At 58.6% G+C, this 19829-nt stretch carries 21 protein-coding genes; 11 read left to right on the top strand and 10 right to left on the bottom strand.

From position 1 onward, the window contains the following. The 6 genes from AC4CWF_RS18845 to AC4CWF_RS18870 all read right to left on the bottom strand — a co-directional run bounded on the left by AC4CWF_RS18845 (position 1) and on the right by AC4CWF_RS18870 (position 7359). On the bottom strand, positions 1-1608 hold the full coding sequence (locus AC4CWF_RS18845) for a carboxyl transferase domain-containing protein (RefSeq protein WP_491286713.1): 1608 nt from the start codon (positions 1606-1608) through the stop codon (positions 1-3). 91 nt (positions 1609-1699) lie between these two features. Further along, a complete protein-coding gene (locus AC4CWF_RS18850; RefSeq protein ID WP_491286714.1) occupies positions 1700-2935 on the bottom strand; it encodes a TRAP transporter large permease in 1236 nt (411 codons plus the stop codon). 133 nt (positions 2936-3068) lie between these two features. Further along, complete coding sequence (locus tag AC4CWF_RS18855; protein ID WP_491286716.1) at positions 3069-4076, bottom strand: TRAP transporter substrate-binding protein; 1008 nt, start codon at positions 4074-4076, stop codon at positions 3069-3071. A gap of 27 nt (positions 4077-4103) precedes the next feature. Next, entirely contained in the window at positions 4104-4598 is a 495-nt protein-coding gene (locus AC4CWF_RS18860) for a TRAP transporter small permease (RefSeq protein WP_491286718.1), read from the bottom strand. Positions 4599-4630: 32 nt separating this feature from the next. Next, complete coding sequence (locus tag AC4CWF_RS18865; RefSeq protein ID WP_491287824.1) at positions 4631-5767, bottom strand: FAS1-like dehydratase domain-containing protein; 1137 nt, start codon at positions 5765-5767, stop codon at positions 4631-4633. Between the two features lie 35 nt (positions 5768-5802). Then, positions 5803-7359: an acetate--CoA ligase gene (locus AC4CWF_RS18870; protein ID WP_491286720.1), complete on the bottom strand. Its 1557-nt coding sequence runs from the start codon at positions 7357-7359 to the stop codon at positions 5803-5805. Between the two features lie 147 nt (positions 7360-7506). Between AC4CWF_RS18870 and AC4CWF_RS18875 the strand changes: the two genes are divergently transcribed. The 5 genes from AC4CWF_RS18875 (at position 7507) to AC4CWF_RS18895 (ending at position 10684) form a co-directional block, all read left to right on the top strand. Further along, positions 7507-8292 carry an IclR family transcriptional regulator gene (locus AC4CWF_RS18875; RefSeq protein ID WP_491286722.1) on the top strand — a complete coding sequence of 262 codons (786 nt, stop codon included), beginning with the start codon at positions 7507-7509 and terminating at the stop codon, positions 8290-8292. Continuing rightward, complete coding sequence (locus tag AC4CWF_RS18880) at positions 8246-8710, top strand: PaaI family thioesterase (protein WP_491286723.1); 465 nt, start codon at positions 8246-8248, stop codon at positions 8708-8710. Before AC4CWF_RS18875 ends, AC4CWF_RS18880 begins: the two co-directional genes overlap by 47 nt. 1 nt (position 8711) lies before the next feature. Then, positions 8712-9920 (top strand): CaiB/BaiF CoA transferase family protein, encoded by a 1209-nt coding sequence (locus AC4CWF_RS18885; RefSeq protein WP_491286725.1) that lies wholly within the window; start codon positions 8712-8714, stop codon positions 9918-9920. A 231-nt stretch (positions 9921-10151) separates the two neighbouring features. Further along, a complete protein-coding gene (locus AC4CWF_RS18890) occupies positions 10152-10397 on the top strand; it encodes a CopG family ribbon-helix-helix protein (RefSeq protein WP_045022157.1) in 246 nt (81 codons plus the stop codon). Continuing rightward, complete coding sequence (locus AC4CWF_RS18895; protein ID WP_045022158.1) at positions 10394-10684, top strand: type II toxin-antitoxin system RelE/ParE family toxin; 291 nt, start codon at positions 10394-10396, stop codon at positions 10682-10684. Before AC4CWF_RS18890 ends, AC4CWF_RS18895 begins: the two co-directional genes overlap by 4 nt. A gap of 301 nt (positions 10685-10985) precedes the next feature. On the opposite strand, the gene AC4CWF_RS18900 is transcribed toward AC4CWF_RS18895, so the two are convergent. Beyond that, positions 10986-12026 carry a LacI family DNA-binding transcriptional regulator gene (locus AC4CWF_RS18900; RefSeq protein ID WP_491286729.1) on the bottom strand — a complete coding sequence of 347 codons (1041 nt, stop codon included), beginning with the start codon at positions 12024-12026 and terminating at the stop codon, positions 10986-10988. A 102-nt stretch (positions 12027-12128) separates the two neighbouring features. On the opposite strand from AC4CWF_RS18900, the gene AC4CWF_RS18905 reads away from it, so the two are divergent. From AC4CWF_RS18905 to AC4CWF_RS18915, 3 genes are read left to right on the top strand one after another with little or no spacing between them, the layout of a single operon-like run. Next, complete coding sequence (locus AC4CWF_RS18905; protein WP_491286730.1) at positions 12129-13559, top strand: APC family permease; 1431 nt, start codon at positions 12129-12131, stop codon at positions 13557-13559. A gap of 25 nt (positions 13560-13584) precedes the next feature. Then, positions 13585-14697 carry an alpha/beta hydrolase family protein gene (locus tag AC4CWF_RS18910; protein WP_491286732.1) on the top strand — a complete coding sequence of 371 codons (1113 nt, stop codon included), beginning with the start codon at positions 13585-13587 and terminating at the stop codon, positions 14695-14697. After that, positions 14690-15103, top strand: a complete 414-nt coding sequence (locus tag AC4CWF_RS18915; RefSeq protein ID WP_491286733.1) for a nuclear transport factor 2 family protein — start codon at positions 14690-14692, stop codon at positions 15101-15103. The genes AC4CWF_RS18910 and AC4CWF_RS18915 overlap by 8 nt, the downstream gene beginning before the upstream one ends. A 177-nt stretch (positions 15104-15280) precedes the next feature. Here AC4CWF_RS18915 and AC4CWF_RS18920 read toward each other — a convergent pair whose 3' ends face one another. Both AC4CWF_RS18920 and AC4CWF_RS18925 read right to left on the bottom strand, forming a co-directional pair. Continuing rightward, positions 15281-16192 carry an NADP-dependent oxidoreductase gene (locus tag AC4CWF_RS18920; RefSeq protein ID WP_491286735.1) on the bottom strand — a complete coding sequence of 304 codons (912 nt, stop codon included), beginning with the start codon at positions 16190-16192 and terminating at the stop codon, positions 15281-15283. A 119-nt stretch (positions 16193-16311) separates the two neighbouring features. Then, positions 16312-17058, bottom strand: coding sequence for a glucose 1-dehydrogenase (locus AC4CWF_RS18925; protein WP_491286737.1), 747 nt, complete (start codon positions 17056-17058; stop codon positions 16312-16314). 118 nt (positions 17059-17176) lie between these two features. On the opposite strand from AC4CWF_RS18925, the gene AC4CWF_RS18930 reads away from it, so the two are divergent. Further along, a complete protein-coding gene (locus AC4CWF_RS18930; RefSeq protein ID WP_491286739.1) occupies positions 17177-17530 on the top strand; it encodes an ArsR/SmtB family transcription factor in 354 nt (117 codons plus the stop codon). 164 nt (positions 17531-17694) lie between these two features. Here AC4CWF_RS18930 and AC4CWF_RS18935 read toward each other — a convergent pair whose 3' ends face one another. Then, positions 17695-18099, bottom strand: coding sequence for a winged helix-turn-helix transcriptional regulator (locus tag AC4CWF_RS18935; RefSeq protein WP_491286742.1), 405 nt, complete (start codon positions 18097-18099; stop codon positions 17695-17697). 149 nt (positions 18100-18248) lie between these two features. On the opposite strand from AC4CWF_RS18935, the gene AC4CWF_RS18940 reads away from it, so the two are divergent. Further along, positions 18249-18656, top strand: coding sequence for a DoxX family protein (locus AC4CWF_RS18940; protein WP_491286744.1), 408 nt, complete (start codon positions 18249-18251; stop codon positions 18654-18656). A gap of 133 nt (positions 18657-18789) precedes the next feature. Beyond that, positions 18790-19530: an SDR family NAD(P)-dependent oxidoreductase gene (locus AC4CWF_RS18945; protein ID WP_491286746.1), complete on the top strand. Its 741-nt coding sequence runs from the start codon at positions 18790-18792 to the stop codon at positions 19528-19530. Positions 19531-19829 lie beyond the last annotated feature (299 nt).

Consider the following 19829-nt stretch of genomic DNA (forward strand, 5'->3'; position numbering starts at 1 on the left):
TCACATCCTAAACAAGCCGAATTTCGTTTCCTGGACGGGCGCGTTGAGCGTTGCCCGCAGCGACAGGGCAACCACGTCACGCGTCTTGCGCGGGTCGATAATACCGTCGTCCCAGAGTCGGGAGGACGCGTAGAGCGGGCGGGACTGACGTTCGAACATTTCGAGTGTCGGACGCTTGAAATCCTCCTCGTCCGCGACAGACCAGGAGCCACCCTTCGCCTCGATGCCAGCACGTTTCACATTGGCCAGAACCCCTGCTGCCTGAGCTCCACCCATCACCGAGATGCGGGCGTTGGGCCACATCCAGACAAAGCGCGGGCCGAAAGCCCGGCCACACATGCCATAGTTGCCAGCGCCATACGATCCGCCGATGATGACCGTGACCTTGGGCACCGACGCCGTGGAAACGGCGGTCACCAGTTTTGCGCCGTCCTTGGCGATGCCACCGGCTTCATATTTCGATCCGACCATGAAGCCGGTGATGTTCTGCAGGAACAGAAGCGGGATCTTGCGCTGGCAACACAACTCGATGAAATGCGCGCCCTTGACGGAGCTTTCCGAGAACAGGACACCGTTGTTGGCAAGAATACCCACGGGTATGCCATCGATATGGGCAAAGCCTGTCACCAAGGTCGTTCCGTATCGCGGCTTGAACTCGGCAAAATCCGAACCGTCAACGATGCGCGCGATGATTTCGCGCACATCGTAGGGCGTTTTATCGTTCGCCGGCACGATCCCCATGATGTCCTCCGCCGGATAAAGCGGGAATTTCGGCATCCTCAAGTCGATATTTGGACGGGGCTTGGGGCCTAGATTGGCGACGATCTCGCGCGCCAGCGCCAGGGCATGGCGATCGTCATCGGCCAGATAGTCCGCGACGCCCGAAAGCCGCGTATGCGTATCGCCTCCGCCAAGGGTCTCGGCATCGATCTCCTCCCCCGTCGCAACCTTTACCAGAGGGGGGCCGGCGAGAAAGATCGTGCCTTGTTCACGAACGATGATTGTTTGATCGCTCATGGCAGGCACATAGGCACCGCCGGCCGTGCACGACCCCATGACCACAGCGATCTGTGCGATGCCTTTCGCACTCATCCGCGCCTGGTTGAAGAATATTCGACCGAAATGGTCGCGATCGGGAAAAACCTCGTCCTGATTGTTCAGGTTCGCTCCGCCGCTATCGACCAGATAGACACACGGAAGCTCGTTCTCCTCCGCAATCTCCTGGGCGCGCAAATGCTTCCTTACGGTGAGCGGGAAATAGGTGCCGCCTTTGACAGTGGCATCGTTGCAGAGGATCATGCAATCGCGCCCTTCGACGCGGCCGATGCCCGCAATGGCGCCTGCCGAAGGCACTTCGTCATCGTAGTGCCCGCTTGCAGCAAAGAGCCCAATCTCGAGAAATGGGGAGCCGGGATCAAGGAGGGCGGCGACCCGCTCGCGTGGCAGCAATTTGCCGCGGGCCTTGTGGCGCACACGAGCCGCTTCCGAGCCGCCCTGCCTGATCCGTGTGGCTTCCAGTTCAACCGGCGCCAGCTGCGCTTCCATGGCAGACCGGTTTTCCTCAAACTCCGGCGCACCGGTCAGCACGTTGCTCGGCAATATCGTCATGCAATCTCTCCTGTCATTCGGGCGCCGGCCTCACGACCACCGAGCGGTTCGTTACCGGCGCAGACATGGTGGTCGAGGGGGCGTTGTCGGTTCACTGCTGCATTAGGCTCGGAAGCCACAACGTGATCTGCGGGAAGAGGAGCAGCAAAAGCAGGATGAAAAGCTCCACGATAATAAACGGAACCAGTCCACGGAATATCCTGCCTAGGGGCACTCCCGTCTGTGCCGCGGCGACATAGGCATTGAGACCCAGCGGTGGCGTCAGCAAGCCGATCTCGACCGTCTTCGTCACGACGATCCCGAACCACACCGGATTGAAGTCCAGCGCCATGGCGATCGGAAACATCAGCGGCATGGCCAGAGAGAGGATCGCAAGCTGATCCATGAACATGCCCATGACCAGCAGCGTGAGCATGATGATCGCCATGATGGTGCCACGCGAAAGTTCAGTCGTCGCGACAAACTCGAGAAGCGTGTGGGTGATGCGCGTGAACGCCAAGTAATTCGAGAAGATCGCCGAGCAGGCAACGATGGCGACGATCATCACGGTTGCGCGGATCGTGTTGGAGATTGACCTGTTCAATCTTGCAAACGAAATGGAGCGCTGGGCGATCACGATGATGAGCGATCCCATCACCCCGAGCGCCGCAGCTTCGGAAGGGGATGTATGACCGCCATAGATCGCGCCGATCACAAGCAGCAGCAGAGCCGTCATCGGTAAGACGTGACGACTGGCATTCACCGCCTTCTTCAACTCGAAGGGAGGGCCTTTCGGAGCCTGGTCCGTCATGTGGGCAATGATTTTTATGACGACGGCGAGACCTACCGCGGTCAGAAGCCCGGGAATGATCCCGGCGATGAACAGCTGCCCGATCGAAGTCTCCGTCAGCACGCCGTAGACAACGAGCACGATCGAAGGCGGTATGACAACGGCAAGGGTGCCACCGACGGAGACGACGGCCGCAGCCAGCCTGCGGGAATAATTGTGGTTGCGCATCTCGGGATAGGCAGAGGCTGCCATTGCCGCCGTTGACGCGGTCGAACTACCAACAAGCGCCGCAAGAATGACCGCGGCACCCACGGTCGCCATGGCAAGACCGCCCTTGACGTGCCCAACCCAACCCTGGCACGCGACGATGGCCCGCCGGGTCACGTCCCCCGCGGTCAGCAGTTCGGCCATGAGGATGAACAGCGGGATCGCGACAAGGATGAAGGAGGACGAACTGTCGAAAAATGTCCGCTCCAGCACGGCGAGCGCCGGACGCGATCCAAGTTGAACGGCAAGCCCCATGAAGCCGGCAAGCCCCATGGCGAATGCGATTGGCATCCTGAACACCATGAAAATGGCCAGTAGGACGAGTATGGCTAAAAAGGTCAGCATGTGGCGAACGCAAGCTCCTTTGAGGAGCAGCCGGTTCGAAGACCGACTGCTCTGACGGGGTCGGGAAAGGCGGCTGCGTTTACTGGGCCGTCAGTTGTTTATAGGTATCCAGCACCGCTTTGGCCTTGTCGCCACCCATGCGGCTCGACCAGTCAGCGGCCACGAGCGCCATGCCTTCATCAAGGGCCGTGAGCTCTTCATCGCTAAAGCTGTAGGTATCGATGCCGGCTGCCTTCCATTTTGCGATGAGAACGCTGGCGCTGTCGTCCTGAGCCTGTGCGACATGAACAGCGGTCTCATTCCCGGTTGTCACCATGGCGTCCCGGATTTCGGGAGCGAGGCTGTCGAACAGATCGCTGCGAACCACCATGACGAAGCTGTAGCCGCCGAATGAGCCATTGGTGGAAATGTGGCTCACCACCTCGTTCAGCTTGTATCCCGGCACCGAGGCCAGCGGGAACAGGATCGCATCAAGCCGCCCGGTTTCGACGGCCGTGTAGACTTCCGGGCCTGGGATGGAGATGCCGACCGCCCCCAGGCTGCGCGCAGTCATGGCCTGGGTTCCGCCCGAGGTGCGCACGTCGATCGCCTTCCATTCAGCGGGCATGCCCAGTCGCTTCTTGGACAGCACCTGGTAGGGAGGGAGAACGAAGCCGAAGACTGGTGTTACGCCGTTCGCCAGAAGCTCATCGCGCAACGGTCCTTCCTTCAACATAGTCTGCAGCGCCTTGGTGCCCTGGACGGCCGAGTCGTAGAAGCCCGGCAGGTCCACCACCGAGTTCAGCGGCAAGGATTCCGAGTGGTAGCTCGGACCCAGAAGTGCGGCATCGAGAATACCGCTTTTGACGGCGTCGAGCTGCGCCTTGGCCTTCGCCGCCTGCTCGGCGGGGAAATGGTTGAAGGTAATCTTGCCGCCGGTGGCCTTTTCGACGGCCGCCATCCATTTGGTCGTGCCCTCCACCGACACGATATGGCTGGTGGACTGGAAGTCGCTCAGGCTCAGCGTTTCCGCCTGCGCCTCGACAGCGACCAGAGCGAGCGCAACGGCCAAGCCCGCCACGGGCTGTTTCATATTCACGGTCTTCATTTTCAGTCTCCTCCCTGAATTGATTTCCTAATGGATCGGTTTAGGTGTCTCACTTTGCAAAGCGTCATAGAGCAGCCGAACGGCCAGGACTCCACAGCCCAGAGGCACCGCGGCATAGGCCCACCCCAGCGGCCAATCGACCACGCCGAACTGGGTCTGCCCTCGCACAAAGGCATTCAGCGCATTTTTTCCGGACATGTAGGTGACGGCGAAGAAGAAGGCGGACGGAAGCAGCAGACACAGCTTGACGACCGCCTTTCCCCACAGCCCCGGAAGTTGTTCCGGCAAGAAATCCAGGGCGAGATGGCCGCCATCACGAAAAACCCATGACAGGGACAAGGTCGCCAGGGCCGGCATCAGATAGAGTTCGGTCAACTCGAACTGAAACTGCACAGGCTCGCCGAATATCAGTCGCAGCAAAATGTCCGCATTGATGATGACAACGATGATCACGAGGCTGAGGCACCCCAGCAAATGCAGGGTGTCCTCGATTTTTCTTAGAATGATACCGATGACGTTCAACCTATCCTCCCAGCGGTTGGCCGTCGGCTGCCTCAGCGTTTGGGCAACTCGACGACAACGGAACCAAGAGCAGACAATTCGCCGTCCTGCTGCACGGCACGCTGCTGGATTTCCAGCAGATAGCGGCCGCCTTCCCCGAACTTGCGGATGACGGTACCGTTGATCAGGATGATATCGCCTTCCGGGTTGTGCCGGCGGACCTGGCATTTCGCCTGCCGCAGGAAACCGTCGTCACCCATCCAGTTTGTGACCTGATGGGTCAGCCAGGACGTGCGCTCCGGACCGTAGTCATAGGCACCGGGCGCACCAACCTCGAGCGCGAATTCTTCTTCCCAGTGAACCCGTTCGGGGCAATCGGGAATGCCGAAGCGGTTCTTGATACCAGCCGACGGATGCTTCTGCTGCAATTGCCAGGCAAGCTTGTTGGCGCGGATATAGAGGCCACCCCAACCCTGCGCATAGGCAATGAAGCCGGTCGCAGTCATCGGGCCCTTGACCATGGTCGGCAGTTCGTCGCCCTCGGCCACGTCGTCCCAGTAACGGGTTTTGGCGCCGCGGACCTCTTCCTGCTCGTAATACTTGTAGTATTGGTCGAGCTCTTGCTGGGTGTAGACACGGCGGCCATTTTCCTTGGCCTTCGTGTATTTCGTACCGTTCTCGCGGGCTTGATCGCGATCGGTGCGGAAGCACCAGCTGTCGGCGTCAGCCAGCAGATCACCAGTTTTGGCATCGTAGAAGTCCACGTGATAGATCTGCTGGACGGCCCGTCCGGCAAAGCGGGTATCGTGCTCCACCAGGTCCTTGAGAAAGGCCTCAGTCCGGAACTCGGTATTGCGCGGAATGACCTTGTGCCAGTTCCAGTTCGCGCCCGACCACATCGCATGTACCCCGGGAAGGCCGCCGACATAGCCCGAAATGATCCGGCTGGTCGCAAACAGGAAGCTCGGGAGCGCGATCACATCGCCGTATCTGGTGTTCTTCGCGTAATCGGGGTCGCACCACAGAGGATTGTCATCGCCAATGCCGTGCGCATAGTGACGGATATTGTCGCGCGTCGCCTCATAGCACCACGGCTCGACCGTCTTTTCGATCTTCACGCCAATGCGCGTGCGAAGATCGTCGAGACCCTCCTGCGTGATTTTCGGAAACTTCCGGATCATTTCATTCATCATGTTCCTCCTTGAAATATGGGGTCGCGCAACCGTCAGCCGGCGGCGGAAAACTTCTGGGCTTCCTGATCTCGCAGGATTTTTCGGTTCACCTTGCCTGCCGGGGTCTTCGGCAGCTCGGTAACAAATTCGATCTGGCGGGGGTATTCGTGACGGGCGAGCTTGGCGCGCACATGCTCCTGAATGCTCTCCGTGAGACCAGGCGTTTCACCCGTCTTTGGAATGATGAATGCCTTGACCACCTGTCCGCGCAGGCTGTCGGGCGTTCCGATCACACCGCATTCTGCCACGGCCGGATGGCTCAAGATCGCATCCTCGACCTCGACGGCGCCGATGGTCCAACCTGCCGAGATGATCACGTCGTCGGCCCGGCCGCCGTGATAGAAATAGCCATCCTCGTCGACGCGTCCGAGATCCTTTGTCGGGAACCACTGGCCGCCCTTTCTGACCATCAGTTCGCCGGTCTCCCCGGCAGAACAGCGAGAACCGTCCGGCCTCTGGACTTCCACTTCGACACCTGGGACGGCCTTGCCCATTGCACCGTCCCGCACCTCGAGGTCGTCCGCGCCGGGATAGTTGGCGATGATGACGCCGATCTCGGTCGTGCCGTACATCGAGCGAACCTTTTTCCCGAACACCTGTTCGACATAGGCCGCAGTCTCGCTGTCGATCGGCTCGCCGGTGAAGGACAGCTTTTCGAAACTGTAGGTAAAATTCTCGGCTTCCCCGGAGTTTCGCATCATGCGGTAGTGGGTTGCCGCGGCGGTGAGATTGGTGATCTTGAAATCCTGCAGGGCCTTCAGGAGACGCACCGGATCAAACCTGCCGGAGAAGGTCCCGGTGGAGACCCCCATGGCGAGCGGCGCGAACGTACCGTGCCAGAGACCGTGTCCCCAGGCTGGCGAAGACGGGCAGAAGAAGCGATCACCGGGCCGAATGCCGGTCGCATAGAGGGCAGCGACCATAAGAGTGACGATGGACCGATGGTTGTGGTGCACGGCAGCCGGCAGTAGACGGGTCGTCCCGGAGGTATATTGCAAGACCGCGAGATCATCGCTGCTCGTGTCCCAATCGAAGACCGACGGCAGGTCGTCCAGGCTCTCGAGGAATGCGTGATCCGCGACCATCACGTTCTTCGCTCCGCCCTCCCTGGCTTCCGAGGCCTTTTCGGCATTGGTGAAGAAGATTTCCGGATCACAGTCGCCAATGCGCAGCCTGATGCCGTCGGGCCCGAAGAGTGTGAACATCGGAACCGCGACTGCGCCTGCCTTAATCGCACCGAAGATCGCGCAGTAAAACGGCAGCGATGGCTCGATCATCACGGCAACGCGGTCGCCTTTCTTGATGCCCCGTCCTTTGAGGAAGTGCGCGATCTGTGACGAGCGACGCGAGATTTCCGCGAATGTGATGATCTCGTTGCGGCCATCAGCATTGGCGATGCGCAGCGCGACGGCCTCTCCGTTGACGTGACGATCGATACACTCATGGGCAATATTGAACCGTTCGCGCGTGCCGTCGAACAGGTCCCAAAGCGCCTCTTTCGTGTAGTGCTTCTGCGCATCCGCATAGGACGTGTAATCCGTCAGCGTCATATGGCCTCCTCCCAATTCCCTCACTCCGCAAGGGGTTCCGCCACCCGTTGTGCTCGTTGACAACGGTAGAGGGATCGATAGAGTATTGTCAATACGCTTTTATTATTGTATATATACAATGTTTTTGGCGTTTTGGGAGCAGGTGAAATGAGAGACGACGACACGAGCCAAGCCAGCAAGAGACAGGTGCCAGCCGTCACGCGGGCCATTGCAATCCTCAGGCTTCTGGCACGCTCGAACGACCCCGTCGGGGTCAATCCGATCGCCCGCGAGCTGGATCTGGTGCCCAGCACCTGCCTGCATATCCTGCGGGTCCTTCAAGACGAGGGACTGGTCGAATTCGATTTGAGAACAAAGCGATATTCCATCGGCGTCGGCATCCTGCCGCTGGCGAGGTCAGCCCTGCAGAAGAACACATTCTCGGTGATGATCCAGCCGCGGCTGTCAGAATTGTCGGCGCGCTTCAGCGTCACGGCCATTGCGACGCAGCTATCCGAACCAGGCCAAATGGTCGTGGTGGCACTGTCTCAATCGCCTCTGCCATTTCGCCTCCAGGTAGATCTCGGATCGCGCTTTCCTCTTTTGATATCCGCGACAGGCCGACTGTTTGCCGCGTTTGGCGGGATGAGCAGGGAGGCCCTCCAGGGCGAGTTCCCGAAACTCGTATGGGACCATCCCCCGTCGTTCGCCGACTGGCTCAATGAAGTCGACGAAGCGCGCGCGCGTGGATTTGCCGTAGATCACGGCACCTACATTTCCGGAGTGACCGTTGTAGCCGTTCCCGTCTTCAACACGCGAAAGCAAATGATCCGTTCGCTCGTCGCCATCGGTATTACCGAAAGGCTGGAGGACGGGGATATCCTTAAGCTTGCAGGAGCCCTGACGGATGCCCGCAACGACATCGAAAACATGCAAATCACAGCAGGGAATTGAAATGACAGGCACGAGGGAGGAGAGAAATTGGAAGGCTTTGAACGCAGGCGCGTTTATGGCGATGGTGGGGCCTTTGACCAAAGCGCAGGATGAAGATGGGAGCTTCGTTTATGCGCTGCAAACAAGGAGCGAGCACGAAAATGCGCTGGGCCTGATCCATGGCGGCGTCATCACCGCGCTTCTCGATCAGGCGATATCGATGGTGGCCTGGACGGCCGCAGACCGCGCGCCGACCGTCACCGTGCAGATAGACACACGATTTGTCAGCGCCGCACGGCCCGGCGCATTTCTGGAGGCGCGCGCAAAGATCCGGCACCAGTCGGGGTCCCTGATGTTCCTTGACGCTGACGTGTCCGACAGCGGAAATGCCGTAGCCTTGGCCACCGCAGTCATGAAAATTCTAAGAAAGGCGGCATGACATGCAAGGCATGGAGCACAGCAGAGGCCCCCTCACCGGCATCAAGGTCCTCGATTTCTCACGCATTCTCTCCGGACCCTATGCCTCGATGGTGCTCGCCGATTTCGGGGCTGAGATCATCAAGATAGAGCCGATCGAAAAGGGCGACGAGACCCGCAATTTCCCGCCGTTCGTCGGCGGGATGAGCCATTACTACATGGCGTTGAACCGTAGCAAGAAGAGCGTTGCGCTTGACCTGAAATCTCCTGAAGGTGTCCAGATTGCCCGGGACCTGGCTGCGCAAAGTGACATCGTCCTGGAGAATTTTCGGCCAGGGGTGATGGAAAGGCTGGGACTTGGCTACGAGACGCTCAAGACGGAGAACCCATCACTGATCTATTGTTCGATCACGGGCTTCGGAAAAGACAGCCCGCACGCCGATAAACCCGCCTTCGATATCGTGGCCCAAGCCCTTTCAGGCGTCATGAGCATCAACTGCGAACCCGGTCAGGCCCCGAACAAGCTCGGCCTGCCCCTGGGCGATATGGCAGGAAGCATCTATTCGATCTTCGGTATCCTAGCAGCTCTGCTTGATCGCAACCGGAGTGGTCAGGGACGGCTGGTGGAAATCGCCATGCTCGACAGCCTGATCGCCATGCAGGGCTATCTTTCCCAGATCTATTTCCTCACCGGAGAGAGTCCGAAGCCCGTCGGTACGCAGCATCCGAGCATCGTTCCCTACGGGTCATTTCCGACCGCGGATGGACACGTCATCGTGGCCTGCCTGACCGAACGGTTCTGGCACAATTTTGCGCGCTGCATCGACAGGCCGGATCTTATCGAAGACCCTAGGTTTGCTCTCTACGAGGACAGGCTCCGGAACCGCGATCAACTTGAACGCATCATTCTGAGCCGCCTGGCGAGTGACAGCACCGAATATTGGCTGGAGCGTCTGAGCGCCTTCGACGTGCCAAACGCTCCTATCCTGTCCATCGGGGAAGCCCTTGAGCAGGAGCACGTGACTGCGCACGGTCTCATCGAGACCGTGGAGCATCCCAAGATCGGCAGTCTGCGCATGGTCCGCGGCCCAATCCTTTTCGATGGACAGGGGCCGGCCCCCGCTTCTCCGCCGTCCCTGTTGGGCGAGGACACCTATGAGATCCTGTCTGAAAAGCTCGGCTTCAATAGACAACAGCTAGATGATCTGCAGGCGCGTGCGGTCATCTCTTGATGGAGATAGCCGCATTGTTTTGCCTGCGAAAATCGTCTTAACGCTCTTGAAGGGAGCCGAACTGACGGCCCAGTGGTTACGCTGTTGAGCGGGCGGCAGTCATCAGCGGGATGATCATCGATCGGCCAACCTGAACCAAGGCAACACGAGGGACTTGGGAAGTAATCAGTTGAACCTTGACGAACCAAAGTGGTTCAAGGATATTCAAGGTGAACAACAGAGGACCTTTTCATGACCGCATTCACGATCCGCGTCCCGGACGAGGTGGCCGACCGCCTGAACCAGATTGCTCAAAAACTCGACCGTTCCCGCTCTTACATGGCAGCACAGGCCATTGAAGATTTTGTGGCGCGCGAAGAATGGCAACTCGCGGAAATTGAAGCCGGCATTGCCGAGGCGGACCGCGGCGAATTCGCCAGCGACGACGACGTGGCGCGCGTGGTCGGCAAATATGTCAAGGCGACTTCTCGATCATGAAGCAGAGGCGCATCCGCTGGACCGTGCGGGCGTTGCGGCGACTTGACGAAATCGGCGCGTACATCGAACAAGACGACCCAGATGCCGCTGCACGAGTCGTTGCCCGACTCGTAGCTTCCGTTGATATGCTCGCAGAGATGCCGGCCGCTGGACGCATCGGTCGTATTGCCAACACGCGCGAAGTAGTATTGTCCGACATTCCCTACATCATCCCTTATCGGGTTCGCCAAGACATCGAGATCATTACCGTAATGCATGCCTCTCAGAAATGGCCGAAGAGGCTGTAAAGGCAGCGCGTCGCCTGGACACAACACCGGCAAGCGGCTGCTCCGATCGCCTTGAACAGATACGAACCTGCGACCTGCCTTTCTGCCCCCCTAAATAGCTGAAACTTCTGCTACTTAGGTTCGTGGTACGGGCGCAAGGCTGAATTATGGAGCTCACCGTCTGGGGTGTTAGGCGGGACCTTTAAGTTCATATGCCAAGCGTCAAAGGTCATCTTGGAATGCCGCTTGACGCTTAACCCGCCATGAGTCGCGAGCGAGTGAACCAGGAAAGCCGTCGCTAGCGCGACCCTGTATGGCGCCTTTAAGACGGTAGCATCGCCAGAGTCGAACCCCTGACATTCAATTTCACCGAGACTCTCGTCTCCACGCTGACGTCATTGCCATCGATTTGTTCTACCAACAGGGCGACAGCAGCCGCGACCTGCAGCTCGGGATGCATATCAATCGCTGTGATGGGCGGTCTGCTCAGTTGCGCACGCAGCCCATCGGAATCCTGGGCGACCAAGAGATCTTCAGGTACTCTGATACCCAAGGACTCTGCCGCGGCAACGACTGCCGGTCCAAAATCTTCTATGAGTCCGATGATGGCTCGAGGTGGATTGGGGGCCGAAAGTACGGCACGGGCTACGGTAAAGGCAGCTTCAAAGATCTCCCGGCGCGTGCGTACCTCGCTGATCGGGACTGTATGGGAGACCGCCGGCATGTCGTGAGCTTGCATCCAATCAACATAGGACTGCAACTCTTCACTGAGCATGTCCCAGGGCAAGTCATGCGTCAGTAATGCAATGGAGGTTGCTCTGGCCTCAAGCAGGTGCTCGAGGAGCGTTACCATGGCACTGTGGGTGTCTGAGCACACGGTGCAACTATTGCTGCTTTGGGCGTCGCGCCCAAGGAGAACATGCGGGATACCACTTTTCATAAGAACCTGTTTACGGGGGTCGCCTGGAACAGGATCCAAAAGAATCAACCCGTCCAACCCCAGACGCGCCGCCTCTTCGGCCGAGTAGGTCGTGTGAAGCAAAGTTAGAACACGGCCCGACTCGAAAACCGCCTGACTCGCAGCTGCAACAATACGTCCGTACCAATCCGATGACAGCAATTCGTGCAAGGAGAGATTGGCTACCTGCGGCAGGAACAAGCCAATTGCATCTGATTTACCAAGAACCAAGCTACGCGCTGCACGACTGGGAGCGTAGCCAATGCGTTGTGCGGCATCCGATATACGTGTTCTGGTTTCTTCATCAACGCGTCCTTTTCCATTGAGTGCATGGGAGACAGTGGTCGCTGACACGCCTACGGCGCGTGCCACGTCCGCAATGGTCGGGCGTTTTTTTTTGTTCATCTGAAGTACGTATCAAACAGTGTTGACAACTCGCAAGATCTTCGCCAATTTTGTCTATGCCAAAACGTTTTGGCACGGTTGTCTGCAGGAGAGGTCGAACGCATGCCAAAATCTGAATTACGCCGTGTCAACAATACCTCGACAGAAACCGTCGCGCACAAAATTGGCGCATGGCAACTGGTGTTCTTCGTCATTGCGGCCGCCGCGCCACTAGGTTTCTCACTTGGCGCCATTCCACTGATAATTGGGCGGGGCGGTGTGGCAGGCGGTGCAGCAATCTTCCTGTTTGCTGCACTCACTCTTGCGATCTTCGCAGTCGGATACATCGCCATGGCTGCGCGCCTCAGTCGAGTGGGAGGCTTATACGGCTTCGTTTCAGAGGGACTTGGGCCTGCAGCTGGCGCGGGGGCCTCTTACGTTGCACTTCTGGTATATGCCTGTGCAGCGATTGGCGGTGGTGGTGCCTTCGCAGTGTTTATCGACGCCGCCGCTCAGGACCTATTAGGGTTCACCATGCCTTGGTATGCTTGGGCATTGGGGATGACACTGCTCGTCGGCGTACTGGGCACCCGTAGTGTCGCAGTCAATGCGCGCCTGCTGGGAGTGGTGATTGTGCTTGAAGTCGCCATATTGGTGGCACTGTCGATGGCAATCCTGCTAAATGGAGGGCCTGAAGGCCTCTCACTGATACCGATCTCGCCCTTTGCCGGTATCGATTCTCACATTGGCGTACAACTGGCAATCGCTATTGCGGCATTCGCCGGTTTTGAGGCCACTATCCTGTACTCCAAAGAGGCAAAGGATCGCCATCGCACTATTCGCAATGCGACCTTCGGTTCGCTCGCCATGATGGGTGGACTGTACATGTTGGTAATCTGGGCCGTCATCAGCGCCTATGGCGTCAGCAATGCGATGAACGTCGCCAATACAGACGCGACCACACTGTTCTTTACGGCTGCCAACAAATACCTCGGCAGCTGGGCAGTTAAAGTCCTGGAGGTCCTCGTGGTCGCCAGTTGGTTTGCCTCAGTACTTGCATTCCACAACGCGACGGCCCGCTACCTTGCGGCGATGGCAACCGATGGCTTAGTTCCAAAAAAACTGGCGCTATTGCATCCGCGCTTCGGCTCTCCTTGGATCGCAAGCATCGCTATGACGGGCACGGCTATCCTCGTCACCTGCGCCTTCATTATTGGCAATGGCGATCCGTATCTTGATTTGTTTGTGCTCGGCTCAGCGCCTGCTGTCATCGGAATTCCTGCCCTTGAAGTCCTCACAAGCCTGGCGATTCTGGCATTCTTTCGACGGTCAAGAATGGGAGCTCATGTGGTCGAGAGAGTTATCGCTCCGTTCACGGCATGCTTGCTGATCGGCATCGTTCTGGTCACGATCGTATTGCAGATAGATTTTTTCACAGGACGGTCTGGTTGGGTGAACTGGATTATCCCAGGCTCGATTGCAGCCGCTATGATAGTCGGCATGCTGCGTTTCAGGACGCTGAAGCTGATCGACGCCCCGAAACCAGTAGTCTGATTAGAATGCGAATACGGTGCAGCAAATGACTTATGATCCATTTTCCCGAGGTATGTTTCCTGTCGGAGTTAAATCGGACGAGTGGCTACACGCCTCGCTTGACCGCAGCGTTCCCGTTGAGATCTGGTACCCCGCAACCGATGCAATCGCGGGAGACGATCTGAATCCCAGCACCCAGGATAAATTTGTTCCTGGGTGGGTTGCTGGTGAAGGTGGAGATGATATGAGTCGTCAGGCTGCGGTGCGCAATACAACCGCTCGCGCTGAGCCAAACCCACTTATTCTTCTAATCCACGGTTGGGCGGGCTTCAGACGAGAAGCGAGCTTCATTGGCACACATCTCGCGAGTCATGGTTATGTCGTGGTTTCGCCCGACCTCCTGGGCAGCACATTCCAGGACGTTGATGCGTTCTTGAATTCGCAAGAGCCTGTGGGCAGCCCCGAAAGCCTCGATGCCCACATGACGAATATTGCGCAAAACCGAAAGGATACCGTTCCCTTCCTCATTTCCACAGCAACGCAAAAGCTCAATGTGCTAGCCGAAGATGTTGGAATCGTCGGGGCCAGCTTCGGCGGCTGGACGGCACTGTGTGCACCGGCATGGGATGCGCGAATTGCCGCCATCGTCCCAATGTGCCCGGCCAACAGTATGGCACCGGCTGCTGATCTCAGTTCCTCTGCCCTCGACATCGATTGGCAATGGCGGCGTGCGGTACCGACGTTGCAACTCGTGGCGGACAGGGACGCCCTGCTACCTCTGTACGGTCAACTCAATGTGTTCAGGTCGATTCCGGCAGATGCGTGGAAGCGTATGGTCATTCTCGCGAACGCAGATCACAATCACTTCGTGGACGATATCGATGTAGGGCAAGAGTGGCTTCGCGACTACGCAAAGCGCTTGGCACGTCTGTTCCCACAAGGACCGGCGCAATGGGATGTCGTAGCGAAGACCGTGGTATCTCCTCAAGAAATCTGCCGGGGAGCCGACGCGCATGTGGCTTGGCGTGGCCTGACATTGGCACACATGGACGCACACCTTCGGGGCGATCAGCAAGCGTTCGATTTGCTCTGCGGGGACATAGAAAGTCTTTTGGCCAACCATGACATTGTCGTAAGCACGGTGGGCAATCATGTCTGACGAACAGGCTGACATCGGCAATCTTATTGAAACGGCCTACGAGGCATTGGCATTTGAGCCAGGCAGCGCACCGCGATGGGACTTGTTTTACAAGGTTTTCCACGAGTCCGCGATTTTGGGTGTGAGAGTCTTTCCAGCCGACGCAGAAATTTCCATTCTGGATCTTCCCCGTTACACGCAGGCACAGCTCGCGAATGGCATTAAAGAAAACGGCTATTCCGAAACTGTCGGCAAAAGAAATATTCGAATATTGGGCGACGTGGCAGTTGCCGAACAATACTTCACGATGAATTTTCCAAGTGGCGTACAAAACGCCGCGATAGACTTTTTTTCTTTGGTTCGAACCCAAGGTCGCTGGAGGATTGTCTCAGTTGTAAGTGACAACGTCGGGCAGGGAGAAAATTGATATCACGAGAGTTGACGATATTGACCCGCAACTCTGGCGCCTGGACGCTCTCGACAGTATCGCCATTCGGACGTCACCATAGCGACTTTCGTGGGGCGGATAGTGCATCATTGCATGACAATTTCAAAAGGCGGCATTGTTGCCAGTTCCGCAAATGCAGAACTGGCAACAGCTTTATTAGGGAAGGGTGACCACGAGTTTGCCGGCAACTCTTCCGCTCGCGCTGCGCCGCTGCGCATCCGCGACCTGATCGAGCGAAAAGACCTGCTCGATTGGGAGGTCGAACGCCCCCATTGAATAGAGTTCCGCTACATGCCTGAGGGCGATTTCAGGGTGGTCGTGTTGCGACGTCGTGACTTGCGCACCGTGCTTGGGTGCATCGATATCCGCGATCGACAGAACACGGGCCGCATTGCCCACGATCTCGATGAGATCGGGGATCACACCCGCTCCGGCCAGGTCAAGTGCCGCATCGACCCCCTGCGGTGCAAGGGCGCAGACGCGGGCTGGCAATCCGGATCCGTACGTCGTCGGAACGGCGCCCAGCTTGCGAAGATAGTCGTGCTTTGCTTCGCTCGCCGCGCCGATAACGTTGACGCCGCGATGGCGCGCCACCTGGACGACCGCGCTGCCCACCCCGCCCGAGGCGCCGACCACCACCAGCGTCTCTCCGGCTTTGCTACCAACCAGATCAAGGATGCGCGTCGCAGTCTCGCTGACAATCGCAAGGCCGCCTGCCACCTCGAACGACATGTCGTCGGGAATATGTGCCCAACTGGTCAACACCGCATGTTCTGCCATGGCTGTCCGGCGAACGGTGATACCGAATACACGATCGCCGACCGCGACATTGGACACGCCGTCGCCCACTTCGTCGACGATACCCGCTGCCTCGGCGCCGACGCCGCTGGGGAGATCTATCGGCATGAAATCACGGTACAGTCCCGACCGCAGCTTCCAGTCCAGAGGGTTGACGCCTGCCGCCCGAACCGCGATGCGGATCTGGCCGGCGCCGGCGTGCGGCGCATAGATGTCGACGATTTGCAGAACGTCGGGTTCGCCATAGCTTTCGTATTGAACAGCTCTCATGGATTTTTCCCTTGCAAATTTAGTAAGGTGCATAGCTATTGAGGTCTCGCCGTCTGCGTTTCATAAGCGTGGCGCTGGGCAGCCGGCCTATCACCGGCCAGCCGCCCAGCGCCGACGCATCAACGCAAGCCACCGCTGGCCAGAATGTTCTCGCCGGTCACGAAGCGCGCATCGTCGGACGCGAGGAACGCAACCACGCGGGCGATATCGTCCGGCCTTCCGGCGCGGCCGAGCGGCGTTTGCGAGACGATGCCCGCTTCCATCTCAGATCCTGCGATGCCGGCCGCCTTAGTTCCCTCTGTGGCAACGAAGCCGGGGCTGACGACGTTGACGCGGATCTTCCGAGGCGCGAGTTCCTTGACCAACACTTCCGAAATTGCGTTCACCGCTGCCTTGCTCGCGGTATAGAGCGATGTGCCCGGCGAACGCAGCGTCGTGATCGAAGACGAGATGTTGATGACGCTCCCGCCCTCCTGAAGGTGCTTGATTGCGGCCTGCGTTGTCAGCAGCACGCCAAGCACGTTGACGTCGAACACATGCCGATACTGATCCTCGGTGAACAGTTCGACCGGCCCGGCCTCCCAGACGCCCGAGTTGTTGACGAGGATATCGAGCCGACCGAACTCGGACACCGCCGCTTCGATCAGCGCCTGTGCCTCGGCGGCGACTGATACATTGCCCTGGACGGCAATGGCCTTGCCTCCGGAAGCGTTGATGGCATCGACGACGGCGTCTGCCCCTACCCTGCTTGAAGCATAGTTGACGACGACGGCCGCGCCGTCCTTCGCCAAAGCTTTCGCGATGCCCGCGCCGATGCCTTTCGACGCTCCGGTTACGACTGCGACCTTGCCTTCGAGCTTGCTCATTCTCTGTACCTCTTTTGCGTTGCGAACGTGGGGCAGCGCAGAAAGAGCCGCTCTTGTTCAATAGTTCGGAAACTATGAACTATTGAACAACGTGTCAAGCCGGTGTATGTGAGAAGGCATGAGACCATTTTTTCATCCCTCCACCAACGACGTTCAGCCGGAAGCGATCCTTCACGCGCTCTCGGATCCCAATCGCGCAGCGATCTTTGTCAACATCATGCGGGCGGGGGGCATTCAGACATGCTCGGCTGTCTCAGCCTTGGGTGATCGGGTCATTCCGAAATCGTCTCTGTCGAACCATTTCAAGGTGCTGCGCGAAGCAGGATTGATCCGCAGCGAGCGTCACGGCGTGGAAATGCGAAATCATCCGCGCTTCGCCGATATGGAGGCACGTTTCCCGGGTCTGCTTCCGGCAATCATCACCGCCTACGCTTCGAAGGTCGTCGAGCAGTCGCAAGAGACTGCCGAATAGCGTACAAGTTGATGCGGCTGATGTTTGCCTGCAGCGGATCTTCCTCTGTGGCGGCTGACCGGCACATCCCGAGGTGGGTCGAGTGCGGATTGGGTTGACCCAACCGTTTACTTGGCCGCGCAGGCGCAGGAAGACGGGGCTGCCCGGTTTAGACGATTTGACGCCTACCGGGCACTCTTGCGGGTGGTGGTGACGCTGCCCGCCTTGCGGCCCCGCTTTGCCGGCTTGGCTGGAACTTCGGTCCCATATTCCCGCCACCAGGCAGCCAAGGCCTCCATCGTCGGCTGGAGACCCTGGGCCTTGGCCGTTATCTCATAATCCACCCGCGGCGGAACCTCGGCAAATATCGTACGAGAGATCAGGCCGTCGGCTTCGAGCTCCCGAAGTTGTGCCGTCAGCATGTGCTGCGTGATACCCGGAATCGCCTTTCGCAATTCACCGAAGCGATAGACCCGCTGGTTGAGCAGCCACATGATCTCGAGCTTCCACTTGCCCGAGAGCAGCATGAACGCTCGACGCATCTCGTCCTGCATGGTCGCGACACGGTCGCCATTGGTCTGGTTTTCCATACTTACCACCAAGAATTCATCCTACTTGCGATTACCGCTCATAGTCTACATTTTTAATACACGCTCCGCCGCATCATGGAAATGCGCCAGCGCCCAAAGAAGCCATTTTATCGAGGACCTCACCGGGCCACTGGTGGGCAGGAATCCCTATGACCGAAACCAATCTATACTGGATAGCGATAGCGCTGCTGTCGTTGCTCTACCTCTCATCCGCTATGCTTTATCTGACGAGAAGCGAGCAAGTCCGGCAGATCATCGTCAAGTTGGGCTATCCCGGCTACCTCGTACCGGTCCTGATCATCGTCAAGCTGCTCGCCGTGGCGGCGATCCTTTCGCGCATCAGCGTGGGGCTCAGCGATCTCGCCTATGCCGGGATGTTCTATCACCTGACCCTCGCCGTTCTCGCCCATCTGGGCATGCGCGATATCAAGGCCGCACTACCGGCGACCGTCGGTCTTGTGCTGGTCGCCGGATCATTTTTCACCCAGAATGCCGCGCGCGAGATGCCTTCGCCCTACGCTCCCTTTGCATCTGAAACGATTGGTGATGCGCGATGAGGGTCAGGCTCCCTGGAGCAACCAGCTTAAATCACTGACCGGCGCTGGATCCGCCACGTGCCAGTCATCAGCAACGGCTGACACTGGATGGTGCAGCCAGGTTCCTCAAACTCAATAATTACAGGAGACAAACATGGGTCGACTCAACGGAAAAATCGCGATTGTCACAGGCGCGGGTCGAGGTATCGGACGGGCGACCGCCAAGCTGTTCGCAGCGGAAGGCGCGAAGGTCGCGGTGCTCTCAATCACACCCGCCAATGTGGAAGCGGTCGTCGCGGACATCGAGGCCGCCGGCGGGACAGCGCTCGGGGTACCCTGCGACGTGAGCAGCGCCGATCAGATCACGGCGGCCGTGGACAAGGTGATTGCTGCCTATGGCGGGGTCGATATTCTGGTGAACAACGCGTTCGATCCCTCGGCTGTCATGTCGTCAATCATGGAGTTGTCGATCGAGCAGTTGCAGCGCAACTTTGATACGGGTCCGATCGCTACCCTGCGCACGATGCAAGCCTGCTATCCTTATCTCAAGGCGAGCGCAGAAGGCCGCGTCATCAATTTCGGTTCGCCGGCGGCGCTTCTCGGAATGCTGCCCTACGCACCCTACAACATGGCCAAGGAGGCAACCCGTGCCTTGACGCGAACCGCGGCACGCGAATGGGGACCTGACAAGATAACCGTGAACAACATTCAGCCGGTGGCCGAGACCTGGGGCGATATCGAGGTGCCGCCTGCAAACAACGCGCTGCAACGCTATGGCTCGCCGGAGAACGACATTGCGCCTGTTCTTCTGTTCCTGGCGAGCAAGGATGCGCAGTTCCTGACGGGCTACACCCTCTCCCCTGATGGCGGCATGGTCATCGACGGCGCGCGCTGACGCGCGGTCCGCCACATCACTGCGGGGACCCGGGCCCCGCAGCGATCCTCTCTACGCATGGAAGAACTCACCATGATCTATTTGCCCATCACGTCAGTCTTTGCCGCCGCGTTCGCCCTCGCCCTCGTCATGCTCTCCGCCCCTCCTCGGCCTGACAAACAGCATTTTGCCGTCATCGCAGGCGGGCGTAAAAAGACTTGCAACCGCGTAGATCGGCGTGGCGCACCTCGCGGCAGGTAGCCGCTATGCTCATGGCGATCAAAGAAAATCAGCAGGGCCTAAAATTCATCGCACATCGC

Source organism: Neorhizobium sp. PAMB6630 (assembly GCF_058242775.1).